This window comes from Leisingera sp. MMG026 (assembly GCF_021654205.1).
Lineage (GTDB): Bacteria > Pseudomonadota > Alphaproteobacteria > Rhodobacterales > Rhodobacteraceae > Leisingera.
Genome location: NZ_JAKFZM010000004.1, coordinates 48,411 through 63,127, shown reverse-complemented (window position 1 = coordinate 63,127; position 14,717 = coordinate 48,411). Strand labels below are relative to the sequence as shown.

General features: G+C 62.3%; 15 protein-coding genes. 10 read left to right on the top strand and 5 right to left on the bottom strand.

The features are described 5' to 3' along the window. The first annotated feature begins 9 nt into the window (after positions 1-9). The 5 genes from L1069_RS03320 (at position 10) to L1069_RS03300 (ending at position 4,199) form a co-directional block, all read left to right on the top strand. Positions 10-573, top strand: a complete 564-nt coding sequence (locus L1069_RS03320; protein WP_027260142.1) for a chemotaxis protein CheD — start codon at positions 10-12, stop codon at positions 571-573. 149 nt (positions 574-722) lie between these two features. After that, positions 723-1,460, top strand: coding sequence for a molybdate ABC transporter substrate-binding protein (gene modA / locus L1069_RS03315; RefSeq protein ID WP_237454785.1), 738 nt, complete (start codon positions 723-725; stop codon positions 1,458-1,460). Next, a complete protein-coding gene (gene modB / locus L1069_RS03310) occupies positions 1,457-2,161 on the top strand; it encodes a molybdate ABC transporter permease subunit (RefSeq protein WP_237454784.1) in 705 nt (234 codons plus the stop codon). Before modA ends, modB begins: the two co-directional genes overlap by 4 nt. After that, positions 2,161-3,246, top strand: coding sequence for a molybdenum ABC transporter ATP-binding protein (modC, locus tag L1069_RS03305; RefSeq protein ID WP_237454783.1), 1,086 nt, complete (start codon positions 2,161-2,163; stop codon positions 3,244-3,246). Before modB ends, modC begins: the two co-directional genes overlap by 1 nt. A 122-nt stretch (positions 3,247-3,368) precedes the next feature. Continuing rightward, positions 3,369-4,199 (top strand): bifunctional allantoicase/(S)-ureidoglycine aminohydrolase, encoded by an 831-nt coding sequence (locus L1069_RS03300; protein WP_237454782.1) that lies wholly within the window; start codon positions 3,369-3,371, stop codon positions 4,197-4,199. Between the two features lie 52 nt (positions 4,200-4,251). Here L1069_RS03300 and bhcR read toward each other — a convergent pair whose 3' ends face one another. Then, positions 4,252-5,085: an HTH-type transcriptional regulator BhcR gene (gene bhcR, locus L1069_RS03295; RefSeq protein WP_237454781.1), complete on the bottom strand. Its 834-nt coding sequence runs from the start codon at positions 5,083-5,085 to the stop codon at positions 4,252-4,254. A gap of 198 nt (positions 5,086-5,283) precedes the next feature. Here bhcR and bhcA point away from each other — a divergent pair, with 198 nt between their 5' ends. From bhcA to bhcD, 4 genes are all read left to right on the top strand, one after another. Continuing rightward, positions 5,284-6,474 carry an L-aspartate--glyoxylate aminotransferase BhcA gene (gene bhcA, locus L1069_RS03290; RefSeq protein WP_237454780.1) on the top strand — a complete coding sequence of 397 codons (1,191 nt, stop codon included), beginning with the start codon at positions 5,284-5,286 and terminating at the stop codon, positions 6,472-6,474. Next, entirely contained in the window at positions 6,474-7,442 is a 969-nt protein-coding gene (gene bhcB, locus L1069_RS03285) for a beta-hydroxyaspartate dehydratase BhcB (protein ID WP_237454779.1), read from the top strand. The genes bhcA and bhcB overlap by 1 nt, the downstream gene beginning before the upstream one ends. Before the next feature lie 16 nt (positions 7,443-7,458). Further along, positions 7,459-8,622 carry a 3-hydroxy-D-aspartate aldolase BhcC gene (gene bhcC, locus L1069_RS03280; protein ID WP_237454778.1) on the top strand — a complete coding sequence of 388 codons (1,164 nt, stop codon included), beginning with the start codon at positions 7,459-7,461 and terminating at the stop codon, positions 8,620-8,622. Positions 8,623-8,694: 72 nt separating this feature from the next. Further along, positions 8,695-9,660 carry an iminosuccinate reductase BhcD gene (gene bhcD / locus L1069_RS03275; protein ID WP_237454777.1) on the top strand — a complete coding sequence of 322 codons (966 nt, stop codon included), beginning with the start codon at positions 8,695-8,697 and terminating at the stop codon, positions 9,658-9,660. A 70-nt stretch (positions 9,661-9,730) separates the two neighbouring features. Here the strand turns inward: bhcD and L1069_RS03270 are convergent, their stop codons facing one another. The 3 genes from L1069_RS03270 to puuE all read right to left on the bottom strand — a co-directional run bounded on the left by L1069_RS03270 (position 9,731) and on the right by puuE (position 13,139). Further along, positions 9,731-11,167 carry a nucleobase:cation symporter-2 family protein gene (locus L1069_RS03270; protein ID WP_237454776.1) on the bottom strand — a complete coding sequence of 479 codons (1,437 nt, stop codon included), beginning with the start codon at positions 11,165-11,167 and terminating at the stop codon, positions 9,731-9,733. A gap of 68 nt (positions 11,168-11,235) precedes the next feature. Further along, positions 11,236-11,727: an ureidoglycolate lyase gene (locus tag L1069_RS03265; protein WP_237454775.1), complete on the bottom strand. Its 492-nt coding sequence runs from the start codon at positions 11,725-11,727 to the stop codon at positions 11,236-11,238. Further along, positions 11,724-13,139, bottom strand: coding sequence for an allantoinase PuuE (gene puuE / locus L1069_RS03260; RefSeq protein WP_237454774.1), 1,416 nt, complete (start codon positions 13,137-13,139; stop codon positions 11,724-11,726). Before puuE ends, L1069_RS03265 begins: the two co-directional genes overlap by 4 nt. 149 nt (positions 13,140-13,288) lie before the next feature. Here puuE and uraH point away from each other — a divergent pair, with 149 nt between their 5' ends. Further along, positions 13,289-13,645 (top strand): hydroxyisourate hydrolase, encoded by a 357-nt coding sequence (uraH, locus tag L1069_RS03255; protein WP_129373215.1) that lies wholly within the window; start codon positions 13,289-13,291, stop codon positions 13,643-13,645. A gap of 79 nt (positions 13,646-13,724) precedes the next feature. Here uraH and L1069_RS03250 read toward each other — a convergent pair whose 3' ends face one another. Then, complete coding sequence (locus L1069_RS03250) at positions 13,725-14,633, bottom strand: LysR family transcriptional regulator (RefSeq protein WP_237454773.1); 909 nt, start codon at positions 14,631-14,633, stop codon at positions 13,725-13,727. Positions 14,634-14,717: the final 84 nt, after the last annotated feature.

Here is a 14,717-nt window from a genome sequence, read left to right as displayed (position 1 = left end):
ACCAAAACATTGACCACTGTTTTCGCCAACTCAAAGTCTGTAACGGTTCTGCAGGGGGAGTACCGGGTGGCCACAGATCCGAAGATCGTGTTTTCAACGGTGCTCGGCTCATGTATCGCGGCCTGCATTTACGATCCGGAAAACGGAGTGGGCGGAATGAATCATTTTCTGCTCGCCAACGCCCGCCAGGGCGGCGCAGCCAATGCCCGTTACGGCATCCATGCGATGGAACTTCTGATCAACGGCGTTCTGAAGAAGGGGGCAATCCGTTCCAATCTGAAAGTCAAAGTGTTCGGCGGCGCCAAGATGTCCGCAAATCTGTCGGACATCGGCGCGGCCAATGCCGATTTTGTGCAGCGGTTCCTGCGGGATGAAGGCATCCCTTGCATCTCTTCCAGTGTTGGCGGCACCTCGGCACGCCGGGTGCGGTTCCATGCGTGCTCTGGCGCAGCCCAGCAGACCCATGTGAAGGACGACCGCAAGCTCGGCGAATTGGAGCAGCGCGCCGCCGCACGGCCGGTTCCGGCCCCGGCTCCGGCTGGCGGAAGTGCAGGTGCGGTCGACCTTTTCTGACTTAGACTGCCGTCAAGGAACAGCTTGGGCATCCGAAATTTTCGTTTGCCCGTGCCTGCCTGCAGAGGTAGGTCCTAGGAGTGATGACAACAATCCAAGCTTCAGTTTTGGCATTCCTGGTTCGGCCCGAAGCCTGGCGGGGCCTTTTGATGCCTGTCGCTTTGCTTTTGGGCTTGGCATCCATGGCGCAGGCACAGGTCACGGTCTTTGCCGCAGCCAGCACCAAAACAGCACTGGATGAGGCCGCAGCAGCCTACATGGCTGAAACCGGCCGGTCCGCCGCTTTGTCTTACGCGGGCTCCCCGGCTTTGGCACGGCAGATCCAGCTTGGCGCCCCGGCGGATGTCTACATCTCAGCCAATCCCGGATGGATGGATGTGGTGCAGCAAGACGGGCTGATTGTTCCTGCCTCACGATTGGATCTGCTGACAAACCGGCTGGTTCTTATCGCTCATGGAGCAGATGCCGCGCCGATGGATCTGGAAACCGCCGATCTCGGTGCGCGGCTGGGAGAAGGCCGGCTTGCCATGGCGCTGGTCGATGCGGTTCCGGCCGGGATTTACGGCAAAGCCGCGCTGACCGCGTTGGGGCAATGGCCCTCTGTTGTGTCCAAAACTGCCCAGGCTGCCAATGTGCGCGCGGCGCTGGCGCTGGTCGCCTCCGGCGAGGCGCCGATGGGCGTGGTCTATGCCACCGATGCCGGGGCAAGCGCGGACGTCACGGTGATCGCGTCCTTCCCGGAGGACAGCCATCCGCGGGTGATCTACCCCGCTGCCGCTGTTTCCGGCGGCAATGCTGCTGAGGCCCGCGCCTTTCTGGAGTTTCTTAGCAGCCCGGAGGCCCGCACCATATTCCTGAATCACGGGTTCGGAGTGCCGGGGCAGTGAATGCTGAGACCGCATGGCTGGGACCCGAGGAGTGGCAGGCGGTACTGCTGTCGCTGCGTGTCTCAATCTGGGCAACCCTGGCGTCGCTGCCGCTGGCGGTCTTTGTGGCATACGCGCTGGCGCGCTGGCAGTTTCCCGGCAAGCAAATCGTGAACAGCCTGGTGCACCTGCCGCTGATCCTGCCACCGGTGGTGACCGGCTATCTGCTTTTGATGGTGTTTGGCACCAAAGGGCCAATCGGCGGCGCGTTGCAGCAGATTGGCATCGTCTTTGCTTTCCGCTGGACCGGAGCAGCGCTGGCCGCGGGTATTATGGCCTTTCCGCTTATGGTGCGGGCGATCCGCCTGTCGGTTGAGGCGGTGGATCCCAAGCTGGAACAGGCAGCCGCCACGCTGGGTGCCTCGCGGGCGCTGTGTTTTGCCACTGTCACCCTGCCGATGATCCTGCCTGGTCTGATTGCCGGAACAGTACTGGGGTTTGCCAAGGCAATGGGAGAGTTCGGGGCGACAATCACCTTTGTTTCAAGCATTCCGGGACAGACGCAGACTCTGCCATCGGCGATCTACACCTTTCTGCAGGTGCCAGGCGGTGAGACCGCAGCATTGCGGCTGACGCTGGTGTCGATTGTTATCGCATTGACTGCGCTGCTGCTGTCAGAACTGCTGGCGCGCAGGGTTGCCGACCGGGCAGGGGGGCGCTGATGCTGACTGTCTCGCTACGGCATGAGCTGCCGGAGTTCGGGCTGGATGTGCAATTCGAGGCGCCACCAGGTGTCACTGTGCTGTTCGGCCGCTCCGGAACCGGCAAGACAACCGTGATCCAGGCGGTAGCCGGCCTGTTGCGCCCGGATCAGGGGCGGGTGGCACTGGACAGGGAGGTGCTGTTTGATACCACACTGCGGCACTGGCTGCCGCCGTACAAGCGCCGCATGGGCTATGTGTTTCAGGAGGGCCGGCTGTTCCCGCATCTGACGGTGCGGCAGAACCTGGCGTTCGGGCAATGGTTCGCGCCGCGGCGTGCCAAGCGGGAGAGCCTGGACCGGGTTGTGGAGCTGCTGGGCATCGGCCCCCTGTTGCAGCGCCGTCCCGGGCTGCTGTCAGGCGGCGAGAAGCAGCGGGTTGCAATTGGCCGGGCGCTGCTGGCGGCGCCGCGGATGATCCTGGCGGATGAGCCGCTGTCAGCTTTGGATGAGGCACGCAAGGCGGAAATCCTGCCTTATTTTGAGCGGTTGCGCGACGAGATCGGCATTCCGATGCTTTATGTCAGCCACTCTGCGGCGGAAGTGGCTCGGCTGGCTACCACGGTTGTGGTGCTGCAGGACGGCAAGGTGCAGCGGCAAGGAACGGCGGCGGAGGTGCTGGGCGACTCTGGCGTCATGCCCGCAGGGGTTCGGGCCGCCGGGGCGTTGCTGGAGGCACGTGTTACCAGTCATCACAACGACGGGCTGACAGAGCTCGACGCGGGCGGTGTACCGCTGTTCCTGCCGCAGATCGCAAAAGCTGTGGGCAGCGTGGTGCGGGTCAGGATCTCGGCGCATGAGGTGATCCTGTCACGCCTGCCTCCCGAAGGTCTCTCGGCGCTCAACATTCTGCCCGGCTCGATTGAGCATGTCCGCACTGGCGGCGGTCCGGGGGCCATGGTCTCGCTGCAAACGCCCGCCGGGCGGGTGCTGGCCCGGGTCACCCGGCGTTCTGCCCAGGCCTTGGGGCTGGAGGCGGGAGTGGAGTGTTTTGCTGTGGTCAAGACCGTCTCCATCGCGCCGGAGGATATCGGCGGGGGCGGATAGGGCAGTCTGCGTCTTCAAAAATACCAAAACAATCCTTCAAGCATTCTTGATACGGAAATAAGTTCGGTTGCGTGGCGCTGGCAGTTATCAATGTGGCAGCAGTTCAGCAGGAAAGGCAGCCCATGACCAAACGATCCTATTACGCACCGGAAGGCGGGCTGCCGCCGCAGACCCAGCTGCTGACCGACCGCGCGATGTTCACCGACGCCTATGCGGTGATCCCCAAAGGCACGATGAGCGACATCGTGACAAGTCTGCTGCCGTTCTGGGACAAGGCCCGGTTCTGGGTCCTGTCACGGCCATTGTCCGGATTTGCCGAAACATTCTCGCAGTATATCGCCGAGGTTCAGCCAGGCGGCGGCAGCGACCGGCCGGAAACAGAGTCCGGTGTGGAAGCGGTTCTGTTTGTCGTGCAGGGGGCGATGACCTTGACCATTGACGGCGCTGCACATGAAATGGAGGAAGGTGGCTATGCCTTCCTGCCGCCGCAGGCTGATTGGAGCTTGCGCAACAATGGCGATGCGCCGGTCCGGTTCCACTGGATCCGCAAGGCTTATCAGCCGGTTGCGGGACTCGACGCGCCGGAAGCCTTTGTCACCAGCGACAAACACGTCGATCCGACCCCGATGCCAGAGACCGAGGGGAAATGGGCGACAACGCGCTTTGTAGACCCGAACGACCTGCGCCACGACATGCATGTGACCATCGTCACCTTTGAACCCGGCGCGGTGATCCCCTTTGCCGAGACCCATGTGATGGAACACGGGCTGTATGTGCTGGAGGGCAAAGCGGTCTACCGGCTGAACCAGGATTGGGTCGAGGTCGAGGCCGGCGACTACATGTGGCTGCGCGCCTTTTGCCCGCAGGCCTGCTATGCGGGTGGCCCGGGCAAATTCCGCTATCTGCTCTATAAAGACGTGAACCGGCACATGCCGCTGGCGCCGCTGCGCTGAGCGGCGGGGGGAGCGCCCGGCCCTGATATGTGCCCGGGCGCTGCCCGGCTGTTCAGCCGGGCGGGGTTTCCACAGTTGCAGGCGCGCCCAATCCATATGAGAGTTTTTCTGCGGCGTCCTTTACCAGGGCGCCGATGCCGTTGATACCGCCGTCCGGCATCCGCGCGGTTGGGCCGGAGATGGAGATCCCCGCCAGCACTTCACCCTGCATTCCAAATACTGGCGCCGCAACGCAGCGCATTCCCGGCGCCTTTTCCTCATCATCAAAAGACCAGCCTCGGGTGCGGATTTTCGTGAGGTCAGCGCGCAGGACATCCGCTGAGGTGAGCGTTTTCGCCGTGAACCTCTCCAGCGTCCGGCCGCGCAGAAAGCGGACCAGACGGTCCTCTCCGAAACAGCTGAGCAGCGCCTTGCCGATGCCGGAAGCGTGCATTGGGGAGGTCGTTCCCGGCGGGAAGAAAGCACGGATCGATTCATGCGTTTCCACCTGGCTCACAAACATCACATCGCCATTGCGTTCGATCCCGAGGTTAGAGGTCTCGCCAGTGGCCTCCATCAGCTCCCGCATCACCGGCCGTGCCCGTTCGATCACGCTGGAGCGGCGCAGGAAGGCGGAGCCGAGCCGGAACGCCATCGCACCGATGTGCCAGGTTTGCGACTGCGGCTCCATCTCGACAATCTGGCGCGCCTCCAGGGTTGCCAGCACCCGGTACATGGTGGCCGCCGACTGATCCAGCGCGGAAGAGAGTTCTGTCAGTGTCATGCCGTTGGCGCCGGCCAACGCGTCCAACACATCCAGCGCCCGGTCCAGCGACTGGATCGTGGCTGGCTGGCTGGCGGAATCAAAGCTTTTGGGGCGGCCTTTGCGGCGTGGTGGCTGAGGCATTTTCAGGTCTTCTTGGGCAATTCAAACAGCAGCTTATGGATAAAACTGAAAATCAGTTCTGTACAGTGAAAAAATGCAACAAGTTGTTTTATATCAGATAAACCACTTCATGCATACTTTTGAAATCGTTTTTCAAAAAAATATCTGCAAGCGCAGCTCTCTCTTACAGTGAAGGAAATCGCCACAGGAGGGCACAAAATGAGCTTTCAAAATCCGGTTTTCATCCCCGGTCCGACCAATATGCCCGAAGTGCTGCGCAAAGCAGTGGACATGCCGACGCTGGACCACCGCTCGCCGTTGTTCGGGCAGATCCTGCATCCGGCGCTGGCCGGGGTGAAAAAGGTTCTGAAAAGCGAAACCGCCGAGATCTTTGTGTTTCCGTCGACCGGCACCGGCGGCTGGGAAACCGCGATCACCAACACCTTGAACGCAGGCGACAAGATTCTGGCCGCGCGCAACGGCATGTTCAGCCACCGCTGGATCGACATGTGCCAGCGCCATGGCTTGGACGTTCAAGTGGTTGAGACCCCCTGGGGGGAGGGCCTGCCTGCGGACCGCTACGAGGAAATCCTGACCGCCGACACATCGCACCAGATCAAGGCAGTTCTGGCGACCCACAACGAGACCGCAACCGGCGTCAAATCCGACATCGCCGCTGTCCGCCGCGCGCTGGACGCCGCAGGTCACCCGGCGCTGCTGTTTGTCGATGGCGTGTCCTCCATCGCCTCGATGGACTTCCGGATGGATGAATGGGGCGTCGATATCGCCGTCACCGGTTCGCAAAAGGGTTTCATGCTGCCGCCGGGCCTGGCCATCGTCGGCTTCTCGCCCAAGGCGATGAATGCGGCGGAGACCGCGACCCTGCCGCGGACCTTCTTTGACATCAAGGACATGGCCAACGGCTATGCCAACAACGCCTATCCCTACACGCCCTCCGTCGGTCTTCTGAACGGTCTGAACATGGCTTGTGGTATGCTGCTGGATGAAGGGCTGGAGAACGTCTTTGCCCGCCACCAGCGGATTGCCGAGGGCGTCCGCGCCGCGGTCCGCGCCTGGGGGCTGGAGCTGTGCGCCGTGTCGCCGGATGTTTATTCCGACAGCGTCAGCGCCATCCGCACGCCGGACGGGTTTGACGCCAATAAATTCGTGAGCCTGGCGGCGGAGAAATACGGCGTCGCCTTTGGCACCGGCCTGGGTGAGGTCGCGGGCAAGGTGTTCCGCATCGGCCACCTGGGCAGCCTGACCGACGTGATGGCGCTCTCGGGTATTGCGACCGCCGAAATGGTCATGGCCGACCTGGGCCTGAACATCCAGCTGGGTTCCGGCGTGGCAGCGGCACAGGACTACTACCGCGGCAACACCGCCGGTCGCGCCAAGGCCGCCGCCTGATGAAGGATACCGCTATGTATATCCCAACCTATGAGGACATGCTGGCTGCGCGTGAGCGCATCCAGCCCCATATCCGCCGCACGCCGGTGCGCACCTCAGCCTATCTGAATGAACTGACCGGGGCGGAGCTGTTCTTCAAATGCGAGAACTTCCAGGAGCCGGGCGCCTTCAAGGTGCGCGGCGCCAGCAACGCGGTGTTCGGGCTGGATGAGGCGCAGGCCGCTAAGGGCGTGGCCACGCATTCCTCTGGAAACCATGCTTCCTGTCTGTCTTATGCGGCGATGCTGCGTGGCATCCCGTGCAACGTGGTCATGCCGCGCACCGCGCCGCAGGCCAAGAAGGACACCGTGCGCCGCTACGGCGGCAAGATCACCGAATGCGAGCCCTCGACCAGCTCGCGCGAGGAGACCTTTGCCAAGGTGCAGGCGGAGACCGGCGGCGACTTTGTGCATCCCTACAATGACCACCGCGTGATTGCGGGGCAGGGCACCTGCGCCAAGGAATTCGTGGAGCAGACCGACGGCCTCGACATGGTTGTGGCCCCCATCGGCGGCGGCGGCATGATCTCGGGCACCTGCCTGACGCTGTCGACGCTGGCGCCCGAAACCCAGGTGATCGCGGCGGAGCCGGAGCAGGCCGACGACGCCTACCGCAGCTTCAAGGCAGGTTACATCATCGCTGATGATGCGCCCAAGACCATCGCCGACGGGCTGCTGGTGCCGCTGAAGGATCTGACCTGGCATTTCGTCAGCAACCACGTCAGCGAGATCTACACCGCGTCCGACGCGGAGATCATCGAGGCGATGAAGCTGATCTGGAAGCACTTGCGCATCGTGATGGAGCCGTCCAGCGCGGTGCCGCTCGCCACCATTCTGAAAAACAAGGACGCCTTCGCGGGCAAACGCGTGGGCCTGATCGTCACCGGCGGCAATGTCGACCTCGACAAGCTGCCCTGGATGAACAGCTAAACTGGGGAATATCAAAATGAACGCACAGACCAAATTCGAAGAGCTTGAAGTCGGCTATGACGTCCCGGCGATCCCGGGCATGGACGAGGCCGACATCCAGACCCCGGCGCTGGTCCTCGACCTGGACGCGCTGGAGCGCAACATCAAGAAGATGGGCGACTATGCCAAGGCGCACGGCATGCGCCACCGGGTGCACGGCAAAATGCACAAGTCGGTGGATGTGGCCAAGCTGCAGGAGACCTTGGGCGGTGCCGTCGGCGTCTGCTGCCAGAAGGTATCCGAGGCAGAGGTTTTTGCCCGCGGCGGCATCAAGGACGTGCTGGTTTCCAACCAGGTCCGCGACCCGCAAAAAATCGACCGTCTGGCCCGCCTGCCCAAGCTGGGCGCACGCACCATTGTCTGCGTCGATGATCTGGCCAACGTGGGCGACCTGTCGGCGGCGGCGCAGAAGCACGGCACCGAACTGGAAGTTTTTGTCGAGATTGATTGCGGCGCGGGCCGCTGCGGCGTGACCACCACCGAAGCGGTTGTCGAGATCGCCAAGGCGGTGAACGCAGCAGAGAACCTCAAGTTCTCCGGCATCCAGGCCTATCAGGGCGCCATGCAGCATATGGACAGCTACGAGGACCGCAAGGCCAAGCTGGACATCGCCATCGCGCAGGTTGCCGATGCGGTCGAAGGCCTGAAGAAGGAAGGCATTGAATGCGAGCTGGTTTCCGGCGGCGGCACCGGCTCCTACTACTTTGAATCGAACTCGGGCGTGTACAACGAACTGCAGTGCGGCTCCTACGCATTCATGGACGCAGATTACGGCCGTATCCTGGACAAGGACGGCAAACGGATCGATCAGGGCGAGTGGGAAAATGCCTTCTTCCTGTTCACTCAAGTGATGAGCCACGCCAAGGCCGACAAGGCCATCGTGGACGCCGGCCTCAAGGCGCAATCGGTCGACAGCGGCCTGCCCTTCATCTTTGGCCGCGACGACGTGGAATACATCAAATGCTCCGACGAGCACGGTGTTGTCTCCGACCCTGACGGCGCGCTGAAGGTGGGCGACAAGCTGCGTCTGGTGCCGGGCCACTGCGACCCGACCGCCAACGTGCATGACTGGTACGTCGGTGTGCGGAACGGCAAAGTCGAAACCGTCTGGCCCGTCTCGGCCCGCGGCAAGGCCTACTAACCGAACCATCCCCGAACTGGCGGAGGTGCGCATGCCGCCCTCCGCCGGCTTTTTTGTTGAGGAGAAACAGACATGTATATCGTTCCGGAAAAGGCGATTGCGGACCTGGTGACCCGCGAAGCCTCGTTCGATGCGGTCGAGAAGGTCTTTGCCGCCATGGCCGCAGGCGATGCCTACAACTTCCCCGTCGTGCGCGAGGCAATCGGCCACGAGGACGCGCTTTATGGCTTCAAGGGCGGCTTTGACCGCGCGGGCCTGACCCTGGGCCTCAAGGCCGGCGGTTACTGGCCGAACAACCTGGAAAAACGCGGGCTGATCAACCACCAGTCCACCGTTTTCCTGTTCGACCCCGACACCGGCAAGGTGAAGGCGATGGTGGGCGGCAACCTCTTGACCGCGCTGCGCACCGCCGCGGCGTCTTCGGTGTCGATCAAGCACTTGGCCCGCCAGGACGCCAAGGTGATCGGCATGATCGGCGCAGGCCATCAGGCCAAGTTCCAGCTGCGGGCCGCCTTGGAGCAACGCAGCTTCGAGAAGGTGATCGGCTGGAACCTGCACCCGGAGATGCTGCCGAACCTGCAGGAAGTTGCAGATGAGGCGGGTCTGCCCTTTGAAGCAGTCGAACTGGACGGCATGCGCGAGGCGGATGTGATTATCTCGATCACCTCGTCCTTCGATGCGATCCTGACGGCGGATCAGGTCAGCCCCGGCACCCATATCGCCTGCATGGGCACAGACACCAAGGGCAAGCAGGAGGTAGATCCGCAACTGCTGGTCGCCGCGGACGTGTTCACCGACGAGGTCGCGCAGTCGATCTCTATCGGCGAGGCGCAGCACGCGGTGACGCAGGGTCTGATCCAGGAAGCAGACGTCGCCCAGATCGGCGCAGTGATCAACGGCACCAACCCGGGCCGCACCTCGGACGATCAGATCACCCTGTTCGACGGCACCGGTGTCGGCCTGCAGGACTTGGCCGTCGCAGCCTCCGTCGTTGAGGTGGCGGTAGAACAGGGCATCGCCATCGAAGTCGATTTCTGAACCGCAGCAAAACCAGCAAAGAAGAAGGGCGCGGTGAGGGCGCCCTTTCTGTTCCGGGGGCGTGACTTTGTCAGGCCCGGTCCTCACGCGGCAGCGATCCGCGGCCATGGCCGCTCATCCCGCCCGAGACTTCCTCAGTTGCTTCACCCGCCAGCTCTTGCGGCAGCACCAGGTTCAGCACGATGGCAATCAGCGCCGCCGGCAGCAGACCGCTGGTCAGCAGGATCCGCGCGGTATCGGGCATATGCTGCAAAGCACCGGGCTCCAGCTGCAGGCCAAGGCCGATGGATAGGGAAATCGCAAAGATCACCATATTGCGGCGGTTCCAGTCCACGTCCGACAGCATCGAAACGCCAGCCGCAACCACCATACCGAACATCACAATCACGCCGCCGCCCAGCACCTCAATCGGCACCGTGCGGATCACCGCGCCCACCTTGGGCACCAGCCCGCAGACGATCAGGAAGATGGCGCCGCAGGTCACCACATGGCGGCTCATCACCCCGGTCATCGCAATCAGGCCGACGTTCTGGCTGAAGGAGGTGTTGGGGAAGGCGCCGAAAAAGCCCGCCACGGCAGTGCCCACACCATCGGCATAAGTGGCACCCTCAATCTCCTGCTCGGTGGCCTCGCGGCCCGCGCCGCCCTTGGTCACACCGGACACGTCGCCCACGGTTTCAACCGCCGAGACAAAACTCATCAGGCAGAAGCCGATGATGGCGGCGGCAGAGAACTCGACCCCGTATTTGAACGGCTGCGGCAGGGCAAAGGCGGCGGCTTGCGACCAGGAGCCTGAGACGGCCTCAAACGTCAGCATCCCGGTCATCAGCGCGTAGACATAGCCAACGATCAGCCCCAGCAGCACGGCAGAGACCGACAGCATGCCCTTGGTAAAGAATTTCAGGCCAAGGGTGACAATGATCACCACCAGCGCCGCTGACCAGTTCAACAGCGAGCCATATTCCGGCGTGCCGATGGCCGGAACTCCGCCCGCGGCATACTGGATGCCGACCTTGACCAGCGCCAGGCCGATCATCGTCACCACCAGCCCGGTGACCAGCGGCGGCAGGGCAAAGCGGATCTTGCCAATTACTGTGCCGAGCAGCCCGTGAAAGATGCCGCCGACAATGACGCCGGTGAACAGCGCGGCCAGCCCGTCCACACCCTTGCCCGCAACCAGCGGAATCATGATCGGCAGGAAGGCAAAGGAGGTCCCCTGCACAATCGGCAGCGCCGAGCCGATGGGGCCCAGGGTGATAGTCTGCAACAGCGTAGCGATGCCCGCAAACAGCATCGACATCTGAATCAGATACAGCAGCTCCGGGAAATCGGGCGAGTTGGAGCCGAAACCGAAACCGGCGGCGCCGGCCACAATGATCGCAGGTGTCACGTTTGAAACAAACATCGCCAGCACATGCTGGATGCCCAGCGGCACCGCCTTGTGCAAAGGCGGGGTGTAATTCGGGTCGCGGAGCTGTGCCGGCGTGCCAATGGAAGTATCAGCCATGTCTTCTCCTGTTGGTCATGGGGATCTTACCGCTTCTTGTTTTTTGTTGGCGGCTTCGAGTTGTGCGGTCAGTCTGAGACCACAGTGAATGGCTCCTTGAACCAGTGTTCTTCAAGATTTGGCGTGGTGCCGATGCGGTCGACCACGATGTACTGGCCAGGTGCGCCCAACGGGGCCAGCACCCCGTGCCAGGTGTTCCGGTACAGGTTGATGGACTGACCCGGCTGGCTGATGAAGGCTTGCAGATTGGCGGGGGTGCCATCTTTGTCATCCGCCACCACAACCAGCATCGGCACGCCGTTGACGGGCACAAAGGCCTGGCTGCCCTCCGGGTGGCGTTCCACCATGTCCACTTTGTGCGGCAGGTGGCGGGCCTTGGCGTCAAACAGGCTGATGCCGGCCCGCCCGCCCTCGCCGAAGTCCAGGGTGGCGCGGTCGTGGTGACGGCCGCACATGCCCTGATTGATGATCTTGTCCGCTGCGCCAGTGACTTCGATCACATCGCCATAAGGCATAAAAGCTTCGGTTGTGAGCGGAAGCGCCGTCAGCCAGCGGCTCATGGCAACAGGTCCTGCAGACGGAACTGAGCAATCCGCTCAACCTGGCGGCAGGCCTCCTCGAACTCGGTCGCCCGGTCATTGTGGATACGGCGGTGGAACGCCTCCATGATCGACGCCTTGTTGTGGTCGCGCACCGCAATGATGAAGGGGAAGCCGTGCTTCTCCACATACTCGGTGTTGAGCCGGGTGAAGGAGTCACGCTCCTCGTCCGTCAGCATATCGAGGCCGGCACTGGATTGTTCCGAGGTGCTCTCCGCTGTCAGACGGCCCGCGGCGGCCAGTTTGCCCGCCAGATCCGGGTGCGCGGTCAGCACGCCCAGGCGCTCGTCCTCGCTGGCGGTGCGGAATTTGCGGCAGAGCGCGTTGTGAACACCAGCGGCGCAGTCATGCGCAGGGCCAAGCTCCAGATCAAAGGCGCGGTCGGCAATCCAAGGCGAATGCTCGAAGATCGAACCGAACTTGGCGACAAAATCCTCGCGCTCCATCCGGCTCGGGCGCTCGCGCTTTACCGGCGGATGGGTCTCTGCCCAATGCTCGGCAATGTCGATGCGGCGCGGGCACCACACACCCTCGAACTTCTGGATGTAGTCGATAAAGCGCTTGAGACCTGCAATTTTACCCGGACGTCCGATCAAGCGGCAATGCAGGCCGATGGTCATCATCTTCGCAGCACCTGCCTCGCCCTCGGCATAAATAACGTCGAAGGCATCCTTCAGATACTGGAAGAACTGCTCCCCGGTGGTGTACCCCGGCGAATTGGCAAACCGCATGTCATTGGCTTCAAGCGTATAGGGGATGATCAGCTGATCATGTTCGCCGGTCTCCAGCCAATAAGGCAGATCGTCGTCGTAAGTGTCTGAAATATAATCAAACCCGCCTTCTTCCGCCGCAAGCCGCACGGTGTTGGCGCTGCAACGTCCGGTGTACCAGCCGCGCGGACGCTCGCCGGTGACCTCAGTATGAAGGCGCACCGCCTCGGCAATCGCGGCGCGTTCCTCGTCCTCGGGCATGTCTTTATGCTCGACCCATTTCAACCCGTGGCTGGCAATCTCCCAGTCCGCATCTTTCATCGCCTGCACCTGTTCGGGCGAGCGGGCCAGTGCGGTGGCGACGCCATAGATGGTCAGCGGAATACCGGCGCCGGTGAACAGCCGGTGCAACCGCCAGAACCCCGCGCGGCTGCCGTATTCATAGATCGATTCCATGTTCCAATGGCGCTGGCCGGGCCATTGCGCGGCGCCGGGAATGTCGGATAGAAAGGCCTCGGACGCCGCATCCCCGTGCAGGATGCAATTCTCGCCGCCCTCTTCATAGTTCAGAACAAATTGCACGGCGGCTTTGGCCCCATTGGGCCACTGCGGATCAGGTGCGGCAGCACCGTATCCGCGCAAGTCACGAGGATAGCGCGTCACGTCAGGTCTCCTGTCTTTTTAATATGTATAGAACAGATAATCCCGCCCCGCTTTCAGTATATTTTTGAAAGAACTTTTTGACTCTTCCTTCTGTATGCACGGGGCTGAACAGCGCATATCTAAGTCAACAGAATTGAATGGAGGCTGGCATGACCGGATTTCTGACCACCCATGTGCTGGACACCGCCCGCGGCTGCCCTGCGGAAGGGCTGAAGATCGACCTTTACCGGATCGACGGCAACGAACGCATTCACCTGCGCAGCCTGACCACCAATGACGACGGGCGCACCGATGAACAGATCCTGCCGGCAGGTGAATTTTCCACCGGCACCTATGAGCTGGTGTTCCATGCCGGCGGCTATCTGCGCGCTACCGGCCAGGCCGGCGCTGACCCGCTGTTCCTGGATGAGGTGCCGCTGCGTTTTGGCATGAGCGAGGCAGACAGCCACTATCACGTGCCGCTGCTCTTGTCGCCCTACGGCTATTCCACCTACCGCGGCAGCTGAGCCGCAATCCCCAAAACACCTCTCCTCCCGCTTGGCATCCGCCGACGGTTCCCGTCCCAGGCAACTGGGGCGGGCTTTTTCATTCCGAGGGCAAGGACGCCTGGATGTGATCCACCATGAAGTCCATGAACAGCCGCACCTTGGGATCCTGGTGGCGGCGGTGGACATACAGGCAAGCCATCTGGATCGGGACCGGCGGCTCCTCTGCCAGCACCGGCACCAGCCGGCCGGACGCCAGGTGTTCCGAAATCTCGAACACCGGCTTCAGGATGATCCCATGCCCGTCCAACGCCCAGCTGGTCAGCACATCACCGTGATCCGATTCAAACGGCCCGGTGACGGTTACCCGCTTGACCCCGTCCTCGCTGCGCAGCGGCCATTGGAACTCCGGCGCGCCGGGGTAACGCAGGTTCAAGCAATCATGCGCCTCGGTCTTCAGCTCGTCGCTGCTGGCAGGCTGGCCCCGGCGTCTGATGTATTCCGGTGAGGCGCACAGTACCCTGGCACAATCGGCAATCTTGCGGATACGCAGGTTGGAATCCTCCGGCACGCCGAGGAAAAACGCCGCATCCAGCCCCTCGGCAGCCAGGTCCAGTTTGCGGTCCGACAGCCGCAGCCGGATTGAGATCAGCGGGTAGGCCTCGTTGAACTTCGGCACCGCCGGCGCAATCAGGTGCTGCCCCAGCCCCAAGGGTGCGGCCACATAGAGCGTGCCGCGGGGCGTTTGCGTCACATTGCTGATATCGGCCTCAGCCTCATCCACCGCTTCCAGGATCTTGACCGCGCCGTGGTAAAACAAGTTGCCCTGTTCGGTCGGATTGAGCAGCCGGGTGGTGCGCTGGAACAGCCGCACATTCAGGTGGTCCTCCAGCTGTGAAATCCGCGACGATGCCACCGCCGCCGAAATCCGCATGTCGCGCGCTGCGGCGGACATATTGCCAAGTTCATAGACGCGGACGAAGGTGCGGATGTTGTCGAGATAGGCCATTCATGTATTCTTTGTGTTATTTTGAAACAGCTTGGGTTTTTTACCTAATACATGAAAATAGCGGCATGCTCTAGTCTCGGGTCA

Excerpts from the sequence above, each read along its gene's own strand:
- bhcC (WP_237454778.1), top strand. The coding sequence starts at position 7,459 with ATGAACGCACAGACCAAATTCGAAGAGCTTGAAGTCGGCTATGACGTC.
- bhcA (WP_237454780.1), top strand. The coding sequence starts at position 5,284 with ATGAGCTTTCAAAATCCGGTTTTCATCCCCGGTCCGACCAATATGCCC.
- bhcB (WP_237454779.1), top strand. The coding sequence starts at position 6,474 with ATGAAGGATACCGCTATGTATATCCCAACCTATGAGGACATGCTGGCT.
- modA (WP_237454785.1), top strand. The coding sequence starts at position 723 with ATGCCTGTCGCTTTGCTTTTGGGCTTGGCATCCATGGCGCAGGCACAG.
- uraH (WP_129373215.1), top strand. The coding sequence starts at position 13,289 with ATGACCGGATTTCTGACCACCCATGTGCTGGACACCGCCCGCGGCTGC.
- L1069_RS03250 (WP_237454773.1), bottom strand. The coding sequence starts at position 14,633 with ATGGCCTATCTCGACAACATCCGCACCTTCGTCCGCGTCTATGAACTT.
- bhcD (WP_237454777.1), top strand. The coding sequence starts at position 8,695 with ATGTATATCGTTCCGGAAAAGGCGATTGCGGACCTGGTGACCCGCGAA.
- modC (WP_237454783.1), top strand. The coding sequence starts at position 2,161 with ATGCTGACTGTCTCGCTACGGCATGAGCTGCCGGAGTTCGGGCTGGAT.
- L1069_RS03270 (WP_237454776.1), bottom strand. The coding sequence starts at position 11,167 with ATGGCTGATACTTCCATTGGCACGCCGGCACAGCTCCGCGACCCGAAT.
- bhcR (WP_237454781.1), bottom strand. The coding sequence starts at position 5,085 with ATGCCTCAGCCACCACGCCGCAAAGGCCGCCCCAAAAGCTTTGATTCC.
- L1069_RS03300 (WP_237454782.1), top strand. The coding sequence starts at position 3,369 with ATGACCAAACGATCCTATTACGCACCGGAAGGCGGGCTGCCGCCGCAG.
- L1069_RS03265 (WP_237454775.1), bottom strand. The coding sequence starts at position 11,727 with ATGAGCCGCTGGCTGACGGCGCTTCCGCTCACAACCGAAGCTTTTATG.